The sequence below is a fragment of the Rhizobium sp. AP16 genome (genome assembly GCF_000281735.1).
Lineage (GTDB): Bacteria > Pseudomonadota > Alphaproteobacteria > Rhizobiales > Rhizobiaceae > Rhizobium > Rhizobium rhizogenes.
In genome coordinates this window covers 71,996-87,846 of sequence record NZ_AJVM01000016.1, presented here as the reverse complement: position 1 = coordinate 87,846, position 15,851 = coordinate 71,996, and the positions used below count along the sequence as shown (strand labels likewise).

At 63.0% G+C, this 15,851-nt stretch carries 11 protein-coding genes and 1 riboswitch; of the genes, 5 read left to right on the top strand and 6 right to left on the bottom strand.

What is annotated here, in order from left to right; genetic code table 11:
* Positions 1-126: 126 nt before the first annotated feature.
* From PMI03_RS09350 to PMI03_RS09330, 5 genes are all read right to left on the bottom strand, one after another.
* A complete protein-coding gene (locus tag PMI03_RS09350; RefSeq protein ID WP_034522151.1) occupies positions 127-1,527 on the bottom strand; it encodes a M48 family metalloprotease in 1,401 nt (466 codons plus the stop codon).
* A gap of 421 nt (positions 1,528-1,948) precedes the next feature.
* Positions 1,949-2,677: an ATP-binding cassette domain-containing protein gene (locus PMI03_RS09345; RefSeq protein WP_007692288.1), complete on the bottom strand. Its 729-nt coding sequence runs from the start codon at positions 2,675-2,677 to the stop codon at positions 1,949-1,951.
* On the bottom strand, positions 2,670-4,310 hold the full coding sequence (thiP, locus tag PMI03_RS09340) for a thiamine/thiamine pyrophosphate ABC transporter permease ThiP (RefSeq protein ID WP_007692287.1): 1,641 nt from the start codon (positions 4,308-4,310) through the stop codon (positions 2,670-2,672). Before thiP ends, PMI03_RS09345 begins: the two co-directional genes overlap by 8 nt.
* A gap of 7 nt (positions 4,311-4,317) precedes the next feature.
* Positions 4,318-5,346: a thiamine ABC transporter substrate binding subunit gene (gene thiB, locus PMI03_RS09335; protein WP_007692285.1), complete on the bottom strand. Its 1,029-nt coding sequence runs from the start codon at positions 5,344-5,346 to the stop codon at positions 4,318-4,320.
* A gap of 49 nt (positions 5,347-5,395) precedes the next feature.
* Positions 5,396-5,512, bottom strand: a riboswitch (TPP riboswitch).
* A 71-nt stretch (positions 5,513-5,583) separates the two neighbouring features.
* Positions 5,584-7,119, bottom strand: coding sequence for an MDR family MFS transporter (locus tag PMI03_RS09330; RefSeq protein WP_007692283.1), 1,536 nt, complete (start codon positions 7,117-7,119; stop codon positions 5,584-5,586).
* 217 nt (positions 7,120-7,336) lie between these two features.
* On the opposite strand from PMI03_RS09330, the gene PMI03_RS09325 reads away from it, so the two are divergent.
* From PMI03_RS09325 to PMI03_RS09300, 5 genes are all read left to right on the top strand, one after another.
* Positions 7,337-7,864: a MarR family winged helix-turn-helix transcriptional regulator gene (locus tag PMI03_RS09325; RefSeq protein WP_007692281.1), complete on the top strand. Its 528-nt coding sequence runs from the start codon at positions 7,337-7,339 to the stop codon at positions 7,862-7,864.
* A gap of 64 nt (positions 7,865-7,928) precedes the next feature.
* On the top strand, positions 7,929-8,582 hold the full coding sequence (locus PMI03_RS09320) for a thiamine diphosphokinase (protein WP_007692278.1): 654 nt from the start codon (positions 7,929-7,931) through the stop codon (positions 8,580-8,582).
* Positions 8,583-8,584: 2 nt separating this feature from the next.
* Positions 8,585-10,414, top strand: a complete 1,830-nt coding sequence (locus tag PMI03_RS09315; RefSeq protein WP_007692275.1) for an ABC-F family ATP-binding cassette domain-containing protein — start codon at positions 8,585-8,587, stop codon at positions 10,412-10,414.
* A gap of 326 nt (positions 10,415-10,740) precedes the next feature.
* A complete protein-coding gene (locus tag PMI03_RS09305; RefSeq protein WP_007692274.1) occupies positions 10,741-11,937 on the top strand; it encodes an efflux RND transporter periplasmic adaptor subunit in 1,197 nt (398 codons plus the stop codon).
* Positions 11,934-15,113: an efflux RND transporter permease subunit gene (locus tag PMI03_RS09300; RefSeq protein WP_007692273.1), complete on the top strand. Its 3,180-nt coding sequence runs from the start codon at positions 11,934-11,936 to the stop codon at positions 15,111-15,113. The genes PMI03_RS09305 and PMI03_RS09300 overlap by 4 nt, the downstream gene beginning before the upstream one ends.
* A 6-nt stretch (positions 15,114-15,119) precedes the next feature.
* On the opposite strand, the gene PMI03_RS09295 is transcribed toward PMI03_RS09300, so the two are convergent.
* Positions 15,120-15,848, bottom strand: coding sequence for an SIS domain-containing protein (locus PMI03_RS09295; RefSeq protein WP_007692272.1), 729 nt, complete (start codon positions 15,846-15,848; stop codon positions 15,120-15,122).
* Positions 15,849-15,851 lie beyond the last annotated feature (3 nt).

Sequence of the window (15,851 nt, the reverse complement as noted above, 5' to 3'; positions counted from 1 at the left end):
CGGGGCAATAACGGGACGAGGAGCGTTCGTCTCCAACGCCTTTGGCGCGGATTGAGGGCAGTCTGATGCCCAGCAGCCTGCGCCTGCCGCGCGCCTTCTCCCCGTTGGGGCGAAGCCACTTTTTCCCTATTCAGAGATAATCTTGACCCTGTCGCCGGGCGCGATCGACGCACCGGTCGGCATTGCATTGATCAGCTTGAAGAGATCGAGCTTGCGGTCGGTGCCCATCATTCGAGCGGCGAGCGTGGTGGTGGTGTCTCCCGCCTTGACGGTGACGACGCGCACACGCAGCGGCTTCAGCGACGAAGCTTCCTCCGGCGTCATGTGCCGGAAGCTTGAGCGCAGCACATCGGCCGTCTGCTCGAGCTGGGTAATGCTGCCCTTCGGCACCGCCGTCAGGAAACGGAAGATCTGCGCGCGGTCGCGCACGACGGTGACATCGAAATCCCAACGGTCGGCCGAAGCGCGCGCGGTTGCTGCTTCCATGCCGTTGACCGTGATCGACTTGATCGATGTCGGGTCGAGGCCGGTGACCCAGCCACTGGAAATATAGTTCGTCAGGTTCTGGTTCTGGCTGTCGGCGACGCCGTCGAAGCGGACAGCGATGTCGCCGGGGCCTGTCGCCATGACCGCCTCGACCTTGTTGTCGATGCGGAACTCGGGCGGCACGTCGAAGCGGATGCCGAGCCCGCCATGCAGGAAGGTCTGGCCACGTACATAGCCTTCCTCCGGGCTGTCGCCATAAAGCAAGCCGTCGATGCCGTTCAGATAATAATCGCGCCCGGTGTCGCCGACCTTACCTTCCTCGCCGAATTCGCGGGCATGCGCTTTGGCGAGATCGATGCGCTGCGGCGTGCTCGGATGGCTCGACAGGAAGTCCAGGCTCTGGTCGGCGTCGGAGTTTGCCGTCATGAAGCGGCTGTAGTCTTCCATGGCGTTGAGGAAGCGGGATGCGGCGTAAGGGTCATAGCCGGCCTGGCCGAGCGTGCGGATGCCGATCTCGTCGGCCTGCAGCTCCTGCTGGCGCGAGAAGGCGGCGAGCCGCAGCTTGCCGCGGGCGAGCGCCTGCTTGCCGGCGAGATCGCTCGACAGGACCTCGGCGACGACGCGGCTGGCGATGACCTCGGCCTCTTCACGCTTCTGGCGTTCGATGCCGTGATTGGCGGTGACGTGCGCCATCTCATGCGACAGCACGGCGGCGACTTCCGAGGCGTCGTTGGCAAGCGCCAGCAGGCCGCGGGTGACGTAGAGATAGCCACCCGGCAGCGCGAAGGCGTTGATCGAGGGCGAGTTCAGGATGGTGATGCGGTAGGACTGCTGCGGGTTTTCCGAGACGCTGGTGAGAGCGCCGGCGATGCGGGCGACGAGGCGCTCGGTCTTGGCGTCCTTATATTCGCCGCCGTAGCTTGCCAGAATGCGGGGATGCTCGCGGGCGCCCATTTGCGCGCGCGGATCGTTCTTTTGCACTTCGGAGACGATCTGCGGATTGGCGGAAGGCGACACGTTCGGCTGGTAGGACTGGTCCATCACCGACTGGCAGCTGTTCAGCACCGTCGCGGCGAGAAAGACGAGAGCGAAGCGGCGCGCATGGGCCGCGGTAGTCGCACTGATCCTTCGTCCTGCGTGCTTACTCTGCTTCAGTGCCTGTATCCCACTCATTTCGCTGCCATACCGGCTGGGCGCCAAACTTGCTTGATCATGCCAGACTTGCTTGCTCATGATCGGGCCGATCATAGCCGCGTGTCGTTTAAGATTGCATCCACCGCGATCAGACCTGAGTTCGACCGGATGATCCAAGCTTTTGCTGTAGCCGATTTCGGCAGCCGTTGCATAGCGAGACTCCGCTTAATTGTGACTGCGTTGTATTTTGGCAAGCATTTACCAGGACTTTCAGCCGGATGCCGCGACGAAATTAAGGCAAAATCGCCGCTGAAATGCTGCATTGCGCCTAATGTTGTAAAAATGTGGTCAGCGCCGGGATGCTCTCCTGGGTCAGGAAGCGGTCGATGGGGGCCGAAAGCCGGATCGTGCCGCCGTCGATGAAGACGGCGTGATCGGCAAGGCGTCGGACCTCCGAGGGATCATGCGAGACGATCAACACCGTGTTGCCGGTTTCGCGATGGAGCGCGGCCAGAAGCTCGGCCATGCCGGAGCGCAGGCCGGGATCGAGCGCGGCAAAGGGTTCGTCGAGCAGCAGGATCGGCTTGTCGCGCACCAGCGCCCGGGCAAAGGCGGTGCGTTGCCGTTCGCCGCCGGAGAGCGTGCCCGGCTTGCGTCGCTCGAAACCGGCAAGGCCGACGCGCGCAAGAGCTTCCGATATCCGTTTCCGATCCTCTGTCGAAAGTTTCAGTGACGGGCTGATGCCGAGACCGACATTGGTGAAAAGATCGAGATGGGCGAAGAGGTTGTTGTCCTGGAAGACCAGCGATACCGGCCGCTCGGAGGGATGCAGGCTGGTGGCATCCTGCCCGGTCAGCAGGATGCGGCCGCGATCCGGCGTCTCGAAGCCGGCGAGCAGATTGAGGAAGGTCGACTTGCCTGATCCGGATGGGCCGGTGATGGCGATGATCCTACCCTGCGGCAAATCGCAATCGAAGCGGAAATCATGCGTGCCGAGCCGCAGCTCGACGCCGGTCATCGCGATGCTACGTTCCGCCATGTCTTGCCCGTCAGTCATTCCGCCTGCCTTCATCCTCATGCCTACCTTGGCCAGCAGTGCCGGCGATGGTCAGCAGAAGACATACCAGCCCCAGGATGAAAGCAAGCCCGTCGGCATCGTTGGTGCGATAGCTGCCGAGCTTGCTGTAGACCAGCCAGGGCAGCGTCATCAGACTGTCGGAGCCGAAGAGGGCGACAGCGCCGAGATCGCCGAGCGACAGCGCCATGGCGAAGGAGAGCGCCGTGAAGAAGGGCTTGCGCAGGCCGGGCCAGTCGACTAGCCGCAGCCGTGCCGCGCCCTGAAGCCCGAGACTGGCGGCGAGGCGTTCGGTGCGGCGGCGGTGAACGATATAGGCTGGTTCGATGACGCGGATGACGAAGGGGATTGCCATAAGGGCGTTTATGATGACGATCAGCAGGGCTGCGAAACGGGCGGGATCGCCGAGCGGCCGGAGCGCCAGGAACCATCCTGTCGCCAGCACGATCGGCGGCACCAGAAGAACCAGCGAGGAGGTGCCGCTAAGGGCGATCGCCAACCCGCGCAGGCCGGGCGCTTTCCGGCGCTCGGCTGATACGGTTGCGCGGGCGCGGACAATGGCGAAGGAGGTCAGGACTGCCAGAAGGCCGGCGGCAAGGGCGATGGCAAGGCTCATTGCGGTCGCCTGCAGGAAGATCGTCTGGCTGACGAGCTTCAGAAGATCGGCCTTGAGACCAGTGATGACGACCGAGGCGAGCGGCAGGCCGATGAACAAAGCGGCGAGCAGCAGTAGTGCGCCGTCGATCCATCTCGCGGCAGGCAATGTCCCGTCGATCCGCCGTGTTGCGCGGCCGCTCGTCAGCCCGTGGTCGTCCGGTGCCGGCATCAGTGCCATCGCGCCGAGAATGGCGGCGGTGACGACGATTTGCAGCAGCGACAGCGTGACGGCGCGGCTGGGATCGAAATCGAAGCGCAGCGCCTGATAGATCGCCACCTCGATCGTGGTCGCGGCGGGGCCGCCGCCCAGCGTCAACACCAGCGTGAAGCTGGTGGCGCAGAGCATGAAGATCAGGCCGGCGATACCGGGGATCAAGCCGCGCAGCACCGGCCATTCGATGAAGCGGAAGACGGAGGCGGGGCGCATGCCGAGCCCGCCGGCCATCAGCCAATATTCCGTCGGCACGCGCTCCAGTCCGGCCAACATCAGGCGGGCGGCCAGCGGCAAGTTGAAGAAGACATGCGCGAGCAAGATGCCTGTCAGCCCGTAAATACTGATCGGCTGCGACAGACCGAGGCCCGTCAGCGCCTGATTGAGAATGCCCTGACGTCCCCAGATGCCGAGCAGGCCGAGCGCACCGATCAGCACCGGCAGGCCCATGGGGACGGCCATCAGCCGGATCAGCCAGAGCCGGCCGGGAAACAGCGGCTGCCGCGCCAAGGCACGGGCGACTGGGATCGCAAGGAGGATGGAGAGCAGGGTGGAGAGCGTCGCCTGCAGCAGCGTGAAGCGCAGCACGCGGAGGATATAGGGGTCGGCAAGCGGATTGCCGCCACCGGATCCGATGCCGGTGGCAAGCAGGATGACGATGGCAAGGCCGATGAAGACGGCGATGCCGGCGAGGCTGAATGCCCCGCCGGCAATGGCATGTCGTCTCTCGGGTGCCGTCAGTATCATGTCGGCGTCAGTTGGTGCTGGTGGCGGCCAGCCATTCGTCGATCCAGGCCTTGCGGTTTTTCTCAACTTCGTCCGGGCTCATCAGGAAAGTCTTGGCGGGAACGACCAGCTTGCTGAAGGCATCCGGCAGCGGCTCGGAGGTTGCCGAGACCGGCATCATCCAGTTGTTGGTCGGAATGGTGTCCTGGAAGCCCGGCGAGACCATGAACTTCAGGAAATCGCGGGCAAGCTCCTTGTTCGGCGACGACTTGATCAGGCCGGCGACTTCGATCTGGATGTAGTGACCTTCCGAGAAGGCGGCGGCCTGATAGCGGTCGGTCTTCTCCTCGATCATGTGATAGGCCGGCGACGTTGTATAGGAGAGCACCATCGGCGCTTCGCCCTTGGTGAAGAGGCCATAGGCCTCCGACCAGCCAGGCGTCACCGTCAGGATACGGCCCTTGAGCTTCGTCCAGGCGTCTGCCGCCTTGTCGCCATAGACCGACTTGACCCAGAGCAGCAGGCCGAGGCCCGGTGTCGAGGTGCGTGGATCTTCGATGACGATCTTCTGCGACGGATCGCCCTCGACCAGTTCCTTCAGGCTCTTCGGTGGGTTCTTGATCGTCTGGGTATCGTAGATCACGGCGAAATGGCCGTAGTCATAGGGGACGAAAACGTCGTCCTTGAAATCGCCGGGAACCTTGAGGGCGGAGGTATCGACGCCGCTGGTATCGAACAGGCCGGTATCCTTGGCCTCGTCAACGAGGTTGGTGTCGAGGCCGAGAACGACGTCGGCCTTGGTGCCGGCACCCTCCAGCTTCAGCCGGGAGAGCAGTGCCACACCGTCGGTGACGCTGACGTAATTGACCGTGCAGCCGCAGGTCTTCTCGAAGGCGGCCTTGACCTTGGCGCCCGGACCCCACTCGGCGGTGAAGCTTTCATAGGTGTAGATGGTGAGCGTCTTGTCGGCGGCCCCTGCGGCCTGTGCGGCAAGAAGCGTGGTGCCGGCGGCAAAGGCCAGGCCGGCAAAGAATGTCATCAGCGATCGGTTGGGCATGGCAGCGCCTCCTCTTGGTTTCGTCTTGAACGGGAAAAGGGCGCTATGATTTCGTCACGCGTCTAATCCCTCCGCCGGTGTTAGCCGGATCAGGTTCCGCGGGTTGGCCGGTGAAAGCCTCTCAGCCAGATATCCGAATGGATACAAGGCACCCCGTTAGAGCGTTGGCAGATTTAGCCCCGTGACGAAGGGATGACAAGGGGGATGATTCCCTTGTCGATTGCGAGGATGCGCGACTTACTCGGCGGCGTGGGCAGCGGCTTGGCTGTCGATCTTCTTGGTGGCGCTCGGAAGCTGGACGTTCTTCAGCGTGAGCGCGGTCAGCAGGCCGACGAAGCAGATGGCGGCGGCGGTCATGAACAGCGGGCTGAAGGCACTGGCATAGGCGCTGGCAACCGCTTCGCGTGTCGCGTCCGGCAGGGCGGCCATCATCTTCGGCGTCAGCTCCTTGATGTTGGGAACACCGGGGATGGACACACCGACATTGCCGAGCTTGGCGGCAATGATGGCGCCGTAGATGGAGATGGCGATAGAGGCGCCGCCCATGCGCGACAGCGTTACGGCGCCGGTGGCGGCTCCGACGTCACGGCTGGCGGCGGTGTTCTGGATGCCGATGACCGGTACCTGCTGGGCAAGACCGATGCCGATGCCATGCAGCAGCATCAAGGCGCCGATGAAGGCGATCGGCGTGCCGGCATGGACCTGTGCCAGCGTTGCGAAGGCGATGGTGCTGCAGGCGGCGCTGGCGATGGCAAAGGGCTTGTAGCGGCCCTTCGCCGAAATCAGCCGGCCGGCCGAAAGCGAGCCGCAGACGATACCGCCGGTCAACAGGATGAAGAGCAGACCGGCGACGGACGGCGACAGGCCCGTCGTCGTCTGCAAAAAGAGCGCGAAATAATTGACCATGCCGATCGCGACCGCGCCGCTGGTGATCGAGGTGATCAAGAGTAGGCCAAAGGTCGGGTTACGAAACAGCGTCAGTGGTACGATCGGCTCCGGCGCACGGCGCTCGACGAAGACCCAGGCGAGTGCTGAGAGCGCGCCGAAGGCGATGATGCTGAGGCATTGCGGTGACAGCAGCGACCCGAAGAGTTCCGTGCCGTCGGCGGCAAGGACGATGCTGGTGGTGGTGAGCGCCAGCAGTATCGCTCCGGCATAGTCGATCTTCGGCTTACGGGCCGGCTTGCGGTAGGGCAGCATGAAGGCGAGGCCGGCAAGGACGATGAAGCCGATCGGTACGTTGACGAGGAAGATCGAGCGCCAGCCGAAGAGGTCACTCATCGTGCCGCCGAGAACCGGGCCGATGGCGCCGGACGCCATCAGGACCAGGCTGGAATAGCTCTGGTAGCGGGCGCGCTCACGAGGCTCGAAAAGATCGGCGTTGACGGCGAAGATCGACACCAGGATGCCGCCGCCACCAAGACCCTGCAGCACGCGGGCGGCGATCAGCGTATCCATCGACACCGCGAGGCCGCAGACGGCCGAGCCGACGGTGAAGATCGCGATCGCGGTCATCATTACATATTTGCGGCCGAAGAGGTCGCCGAGCTTGCCATAGACCGGCATGACGGCGGACAGGGACAGCAGATAGGCAGAGCCGATCCAGCCGAAACGCTCCAGATGTCCGAATTCGCCGACGATCGTCGGCAGTGCCGTCGAGACGATCTGGTTGTCGAGCGTTGCCATGAACATGGCGGTCATCAGGAAGAGAAAGAGGATAAGCCGGCGGCGGTGATCCGCAACGAGCGGCGCGGGCGTAGTCTGCATGTCCATGGAACGAGAAATCCGAGCTTGCCTGGAGTGCCGCGCGTTCGACCGAACGGGCATGGGTCGCTCCAGTTCCTGAATCCGCAGCATCTTGCTTTCGGGTGGGCTATTCGAGGGCAACATGTTGCAAGGCAATATATGTGCTATTGGCATATAATTGTCAACGGCAGATGAATGCCGTTTGCATATTTTAATGTCTGCCCATCTTTGATATGCTGGCGGGATGACATCAGCAACGACCACACGAGAAATTGAAGCAACGCCGCTGCCTGAGGACGAGAATCTGCTGCGCATCGGCCAGGTGATGACGCGCATGCGCCTGATGACGGGTCGCCGTATGATCGGGCGGCTGGCGATCCAGAATGTTGCGCCGGGGCTGGAGCTTTCGCATCTCGACGTCATCGATGCCGTCAGGCGGGCGGAAGGGTCCGGTGAGGTCACCGTCGGGACGATCGCCGAGATCCTGCGCATCGACCCTTCGCGGGCAAGCCGCATCGTCGCCGAGATGGTGACGCGCGGCGTGCTGCGCCGCAAGGCATCGCAGGCGGATGCACGGCGCATCGTCGTTGTGCTGACGACGCTCGGCCAAAGGCTGCTTGCCGAAATCCAGGCGCAGAAGTTCGCTCTCATCGAAAGCATCCTTGCGGATTGGTCGGCCGAGGATATCGCGGTCTTTTCGCACCTGTTCGACCGCTTCATCGGTGGCTACGAACATGCTTTTCAGACACGTCTCAAGGAAACCGCCGACTGAATGCCGGCTTGGCGCTGAAGAGCGCTCTTCCTAGGGACATGTCTTTGCGCTATGGGCTTGGCACATGAGCCAATCCACGACCTTTACCATCCTCCTCGGCGGCGAGTTGCGCCTGACGGACCGGCTGCGCGCTGAGACGGCCGGCAGCCGTTTCATCGCGGCGGATGGCGGCATGCGCCATGCCGTGGCGCTCAATGCGACGCCCGAGCTCTGGGTCGGCGATTTCGACTCGACACCGCCGGACCTGCGCGGCGCCTTTCCCGATGTGCCAAAGCAGCCCTATCCGGCGGCGAAGGCGGCGACGGACGGCGAGATCGCCATCACGGAGGCAATCGATCGCGGCGCCAAGCGGCTGATTCTTGCCGGCGCGATGGGCGGAGAACGGTCAGATCATGCGATCCAGCATCTGCTCTACGGCATCCAGCTTGCCGAAAAGGGCTTCGACGTGCTGTTGACCTCGGGCGACGAGGAGGCGGTGCCGCTGCTGCCGGGCGACATGGAGCTGGCGCTGCCCCCCGGCTCGCTGTTTTCCGTTCTCGGCTTCAGCGATCTGACGGGGCTGTTCATTCATAACGTCCGCTATCCCCTGCGCGATTTCAATCTGCCCTTCGGGGCGTCGCGCACCATTTCCAATGTTGCGGAAGGCGCTGTGCGCTTTTCGCTCGGCAGCGGCAGGGCGATCGTCCTTGCCCGCCCTTATGATCTTACCGGAGTCTGATCTTGGCCCCTCCTATTTTGAAACTCGACGATATCTTCCTGAGCTTCGGCGGCGCGCCACTTCTGGCCGGAGCCGGGTTGCAGGTGGAGCCGGGTGACAAGATCTGCCTGGTCGGCCGCAACGGCTCGGGCAAGTCGACGCTCCTGAAGATCGCCGCCGGCATGGTCGAGGCGCAGTCCGGCGAAGTGTTCCGTCATCCGTCGTCGACCGTGCGCTATCTCGAGCAGGCACCGGATTTCGGCGATTACAAGACGGTAGCCGCCTATGCCGAGGCCGGGCTCGGGCCGGGCGACGATCCCTATCGCGTCACCTATCTGCTCTCCCACCTTGGCCTCACGGGCGAGGAGGATCCGAAGACGCTCTCCGGCGGCGAAGCGCGCCGCGCGGCGCTTGCCCGCGTCATGGCGCCGGAACCGGATATTCTTCTGCTCGACGAGCCGACCAACCATCTGGACCTGCCGACCATCGAATGGCTTGAAGGCGAGCTGCAGAAGACCCGCAGCGCCCTGGTGCTGATCTCGCACGACCGTCGGTTCCTCGAAAAAGTCTCCACCGCAACCGTCTGGCTCGATCGCGGCACCTCGCGGCGGCTGGACAGGGGCTTTGCCCATTTCGAAGCCTGGCGCGACCAGGTGCTGGAAGCCGAAGAGCTGGAGCAGCACAAGCTCGGCAAGGCGATCGAGCGCGAGGAGCATTGGCTGCGCTACGGCGTGACGGCGCGGCGCAAGCGCAACATGCGCCGCCTCGGCGAATTGCATGACATGCGATCACGCCATCGCGGCCACAGAGGCGCTCTGGGCTCTGTGCAGGCAGCTGCGGCCGATGCGCAGGAGAGCGGCAAGCTGGTGATCGAGGCCGACAAGATTACCAAGGCTTATGACGAGCGCGTCATCGTCGCGCCGTTCTCGATCCGTGTGCATCGTGGCGACTGTATCGGTCTCGTCGGCCCGAACGGCGCCGGCAAGACGACGTTGCTGAAGATGCTGACCGGCCAATTGAAGCCGGATAGCGGCAAGGTGAAGCTCGGTACCAATTTGGAGATCGCCACCCTCGACCAGAAGCGCGAGGAGCTCAATCCGGAGGATACCCTCGCCAACTACTTAACCGATGGGCGCGGTGAAAACCTGCTGGTCAATGGCGAGCAGCGGCATGTCACCGGCTATATGAAGGAATTCCTGTTCCAGCCGGAACAGGCCCGTACGCCGATCAAGAATCTCTCCGGCGGCGAGCGCGCCCGGCTGATGCTGGCGCGCATCCTGTCGCGGCCGACCAATCTTCTGATCCTCGACGAACCGACCAACGACCTCGACATCGAGACGCTGGACCTGCTGCAGGAGATCGTCGCTGGCTTCAACGGTACCGTTATCCTCGTCAGCCACGACCGCGATTTCCTCGACCGTACCGTGACCTCGACCATCGCGCCCGCCAATCCGGATGATCCGGACGGCCGCTGGATCGAATATGCCGGCGGCTATTCCGACATGCTCGCTCAGCGCAAGGGCGCGCTTGAGGAGCGCAAGCGGGCTGAAAAGGCGGTCGAGAAGCCGAAGGCGGCCGGGACGGCAGCGTCTGCCAATGATGCTTCGAAGGGCAAGGCAAAGCTCTCTTTCAAGCAAAAATTCGCCCTGGAAAACCTGCCGAAGGAGATGGCCAAGGCGGAGGCGGAGATCGCCGCCCGCGAAAAGAAGATGGCCGACCCCAACCTCTTTACCAAGGATCCAACGAGCTTCAATCGCCTGGCGGCCGAAATGGAAAAGCTGCGCGACAGCCTCACGAAGATGGAAGAGGAATGGCTGGAGCTGGAAATGCTGCGCGAAGAGCTGGAAGGCTGAGGAGCCACCGACGTCTCACCATCCCGCTGTTTCAGCTCCTGGGTGTTCACCTATATTAGAAAAAACAAATGGTTGCGCATGGCCGCAACACGCTAATCTCTGTTGTCGAATTCGATAAACCGTTTATACATTATGCTGAAATACCAGCCTTCGGGTTGGGTGATACGCGGGTCGGCACGACCTGCGATGCAGTGGGGAATCCGAAGGACTTGATTGGATTTCGCCGCCAGTGGCGACAGGTCCTTCGCGGAAGATTGCAGGCAGACATGACGAACGCTTGACGCGGCTTCCGGCCGTGGGTGGCTTGTTGTTCTAGGGGGGCATTCATGCCGAAGACGCTGGCGCGTATCGCTATATTCAGCTTCACAATTGCTATTCTTGCTGGGTCCCATTTCACCGGGTCTCAGGCGCTGGCGCAGAGCGCCCCGCCCGCCGCACCGGTTACGGTCGCCAAGCCCGTGGTCCGCGACGTCATCGATAGCGATGAATTCATCGGGCGCTTCCAGGCGGTCGATGAGGTCTCCGTCCGCTCGCGTGTCGGCGGCTATCTCCAGGAAGTGCATTTCGAGGACGGCACGATGGTCAAGCAGGGAGACCTGCTATTCGTCATCGACCAGCGGCCGTTTGTCACCGCGCTCAACGAGGCGACGGCATCGCTGGAAGTGGCGAATTCGTCCCTGACGCTTGCCGATGCGCAGTTCAAGCGCGCACAATCGCTGTCGACCACAGGTAGTCAATCGGCCTCGACGCTGGATGACCGCCGCCGCGATCTTATCTCGGCGCAAGCCAATGTCCGTGGCGCGCAGGCGTCCGTCGACCGCGCCAATCTCGACATGGATTTCACCAAGATCACTGCGCCGCTCAGCGGCCGCATCGACCGGCGGCTGATTTCGGTCGGCAATCTCGTTCAGGCGGACCAGACGGTGCTGACAACCATCGTCTCGCTCGACCCGATCGATTTCTATTTTGACGTCGATGAACGCCGGCTGCTGTCCTATGCCGATGAGGCGCGCAAGCATGGCAGCGCCCTGCAGCAGGGTGGCGGCGGCCTCGACGTCACCGTGACGATTGCCGATGCCGCGCAGAAGGCGTTCAAGGGCAAGCTCGATTTCGCGGAAAACCGGGTGGACAATCAAACCGGCACGATACGCGTGCGCGCTCGCTTCCCCAATCCGGCTCTCGTGTTGCAGCCGGGCCTTTTCGGCCGCGTTCAGGTCGAGGGCTCCAACAGCTACAAGGCGATCCTCGTTCCCGATGAAGCCATCGGTTCCGACCAGAACCAGCGTGTCGTCTATACCGTCAGCACGGATGGCAACGTGACGCCGAAGGCCGTCCGGCTCGGACCGAAGCTTTATGGCTACCGCGTCATCCGCGAGGGCATGACCGGCGACGAGACCATCGTCGTCAACGGGCTGATGCGTATCCGGCCCGGCGTCAAGGTCGCGCCACAATTGATCGAGCTGCCGCAGGAGGCATCGAATCCTGACGCGCCAGCCCAGGCGGACCAGGGGACGGACCAATGAGGTTTTCCCATTTCTTCGTCGACCGGCCGATTTTCGCGTCGGTCCTGTCCATCGTGTTGTTGATCGTCGGCGGCATCGCCTATTTCCAGCTTCCGGTCGCGCAGTATCCCGAGGTTGCGCCACCGACCATCGTCATTCGAACATCCTATCCTGGCGCCGATTCCCAGACTATCGCCGATACGGTGGCGACGCCGATCGAGCAGGAGGTCAACGGCGTCGAGGACATGCTCTACATGTCTTCCTATTCGAGCGCTGATGGCTCAATGTCGCTAACTATCACCTTCAAGCTCGGCACCGATCTCGACAAGGCGCAGGTTCTGGTCCAGAACCGCGTCGCTATCGCCGAGCCGCGTCTGCCGGAAGAAGTCCGCCGCATCGGCATCACCACGGTCAAAAGCTCGCCCGACCTGATGATGGTCGTGCATCTGCTGTCGCCGAGCAACCGCTACGACCAGCTCTACATCTCCAACTATGCCCGCTCGCGCATCCGCGACCTTCTTGTCCGCCTCGACGGCGTTGGCGACGTGCAGCTCTTCGGCGAGCGGCAATATTCGCTGCGTATCTGGCTCGACCCGGAAAAGCTCGCTTCCTACGGCATGACCGCCGGCGATATCGTCCAGGCTTTGCGGGACCAGAATGTGCAGGTGTCTGGCGGTTCGATCGGTGGCCCGCCGGTCTCGGGCACCAACGCCTTTCAATATACGGTGACGACACAGGGGCGCTTTTCCGATGCGCGGCAATTCCGCTACGTCATCGTCAAGGCGACGGATAGCGGCCGGCTGGTGCAGCTGCAGGACGTGGCGCGCATCGAGCTCGGTGCGCAGGATTATGTCACCAACAGCTATCTGAACGGCAGTCCGGCCGTTGCGCTCGGCGTCTTCGCCCGGCCCGGCACCAATGCTCTCGATGCCGCCGCCGACATCGAAAAGACGATGAAGAACCTGGCGCAGGATTTTCCGCAGGGTCTCGAATACCGCATCATCTACAATCCGACCGAATTCATCGCGGAATCGATCAACGAGGTCTACAAGACGATCTTCGAAGCCGCCGTGCTCGTTGCCATCGTCGTGCTGGTCTTCCTGCAATCCTGGCGGACGGCGATCATACCGATCATTGCCATTCCGGTGTCGTTGATCGGCACCTTTGCCTTCCTGCTCGCCTTCGGCTTCTCGCTGAACATGCTGACGCTGTTCGGCCTGGTGCTTGCCATCGGTATCGTCGTCGACGACGCGATCGTGGTGGTCGAGAATGTCGAGCGCAACCTGGCGCTCGGAATGACGCCGAAGGAGGCGTCGCATGTGACGATGAACGAAGTCGGCACCGCCGTTCTGGCGATTTCGCTGGTGCTGATCGCCGTCTTCCTGCCGACAGCCTTCATTCCAGGCATAACGGGGCAGTTCTACCGGCAGTTCGCGGTGACCATCTCCATTGCGACGGCGATTTCCTGCCTGAATTCGCTGACACTGTCGCCGGCGATCGCCGCCATCGTGCTGCGTCCGCACGATCACAAGAAATCCAACAATATCGTCTCGCGCTTCGGCCGCGCTTTGGGTGACGGGTTCAATCGAGGCTTCGAGGCGATGAGCCGGGGCTATTCCTGGGTCATCCGCCATCTCGTTACCACCTGGGTCGCGCTTGGCTGTGCCCTTCTCGTCTTCGTCGGGCTGCTCGGCGCGACGTGGTATATGGGCAGGATCGTGCCCCAAGGCTTCGTGCCCACCATGGACCAGGGCTATGCTATCGTCGTCGTGCAATTGCCTGACGGCGCGTCGCTGGCGCGCACCAACGCGGTCATCCAGAAGGCAACCGCGATCATCAACAAGACGCCCGGCGTGGAAAACGCCGTCGCCTTCGCCGGCTTCAACGGCGCGACCTTCACCAACGCCTCCAACTCGGGCGTCATCTTCACGCCGTTCAAACCCTTCGAGGAGCGCTTGAAGAGCGGAGAGACGGCCAGCAAGATCATCGGCCAGCTCTTTGGCAATCTGCAGGGCATTCAGGAGGCCTTCATCATCGCCATTCCGCCGCCCTCCATCCGCGGCGTCGGCAATTCCGGCGGCTTCAAGATGCAGATCATGGACCGGGAAAATCCCGATATGCGCCGGATCCTGCCGCTTGCCTACCAGATGATGGGAGCGGCGGCGCAGAACAAGGGCGTCAGCGGCGTCTTCACCACCTTCTCGGCCAATAGCCCGCAATATTTCCTGGCGGTCGACCGCGACAAGGCGCGGGCGCTGAACGTGCCGATCCCGAATATCTTCGAGACGCTGTCGATCAACCTCGGCACATCCTATGTCAACGACTTCAACGCTTTCGGCCGCGTCTATCAGGTGCGGGCGCAGGCCGACCAGCAATATCGCATGGACCGGGAGGATATTCTGGCGCTCAAGGTTCGCTCCGCGACCGGCGCGTTGGTGCCGCTCGGCACCCTTGTCGATATCAGGGACACGACCGGGCCGACACTGGTGCAGCGTTACAACATGTATGTCTCGGTTCCCCTCCAGGGCAATCCCGGGCCGGGCGTTTCGACGGGCAGCGCGCTCGACACCATGGAAGGACTGGCGAAGAACCTCTTGCCGACGGGCACGACCTTCGAATGGACGGAGCTCGCCTATCAGGAAAGAAATACCGGCAATACGGCGGTCTACATCTTCGCCCTGTCGGTCATCTTCGTCTTCCTGGCACTTGCGGCCCAATATGAAAGCTGGACCTTGCCGCTCGCCATCATCCTGATTGTGCCGCTGGCGGTGCTGGCCGCGTTGATCGGGGTGCATTTAAGGGGCATGGACAACAACATCTTGACGCAGATCGGCCTGATTGTACTGATCGGGCTTGCGGCGAAGAACGCGATCCTGATCGTGGAATTTGCGCGTCAGGCACAATTGGAGGGCAAGAGCGCCGTCGAGGCGGCGATCGAGGCCAGCCATCTACGCCTGCGGCCGATCCTGATGACCGCCTTCGCCTTCATCTTCGGCGTCGTGCCGCTGATGATCGCCACAGGCCCCGGCGCCGAAATGCGCCAGTCGCTCGGGACGGCGGTCTTCTCCGGCATGCTCGGCGTGACGCTGTTCGGCCTGTTCCTGACCCCGGTCTTCTATGTCGTGCTGCGCAGGCGGCGCAAGCAGCCGGAGGCTCCGGCGGCGGAGACCGTGGTCCCGGATGCCGCCGGGCACTAATGCCGATCAAAGGTGAGGATTGCGCGGCCGGTATTTCTTCACCAGCCGCTGGTTGGTTTCCTTGGCGCCCGGCATGTTGGCACTGAGATAGACGGGCGGGTCGCCGTCCTTGGAGAGTTCGGCGGCGACTTCGGCGAAAATGGCGTTGAGCAGGGAGGCGCCGATCGCGGTCGATGCCGGCCCCACCTTCAGCTCGCTCCCCGGCAGATCGATGATGGCGTCGCCCGGCGGCAGACCGTTGTCGAGCACGATGTCGGCGATATCGGCGAGCCTGCGACGACCATTCGCGATGGCGGCGGAATAGGCAAGCGAGGTGATGGCGATGACGGTCGTGCCGAGCTCACGGCCGTAATCGGCGGCCTCGACCGGGGCGGCGTTGACGCCGGAATTGGAGGCGATGATCAGCACATCGCCTGGCTGCATCCCATAGCGTTCGAAAATCGGCCGGATCAGGCCCTCCGTGCGCTCGTAGACCGAGCTGATAACGGCGCCCTCGTGCAGCATGGCGGAGCCGACCAGCACCGGGATGGTAAAGGCCAGACCGCCGGCGCGGTAATGCACTTCTTCCGCCAGCATATGCGAATGGCCGGTGCCGAAGACATAGACGCGCCGGTCGGCGCGCGCCGCCGCGCTGATGACGCTTGCCGCCTTCGCCATCGGCTCGGCAAGAGCCTCGCGCAGGGTTTCCAGCCGGCCGATCAAGGCGGAAAAATAGCTGTCCGTGACTGCGGTCATGCC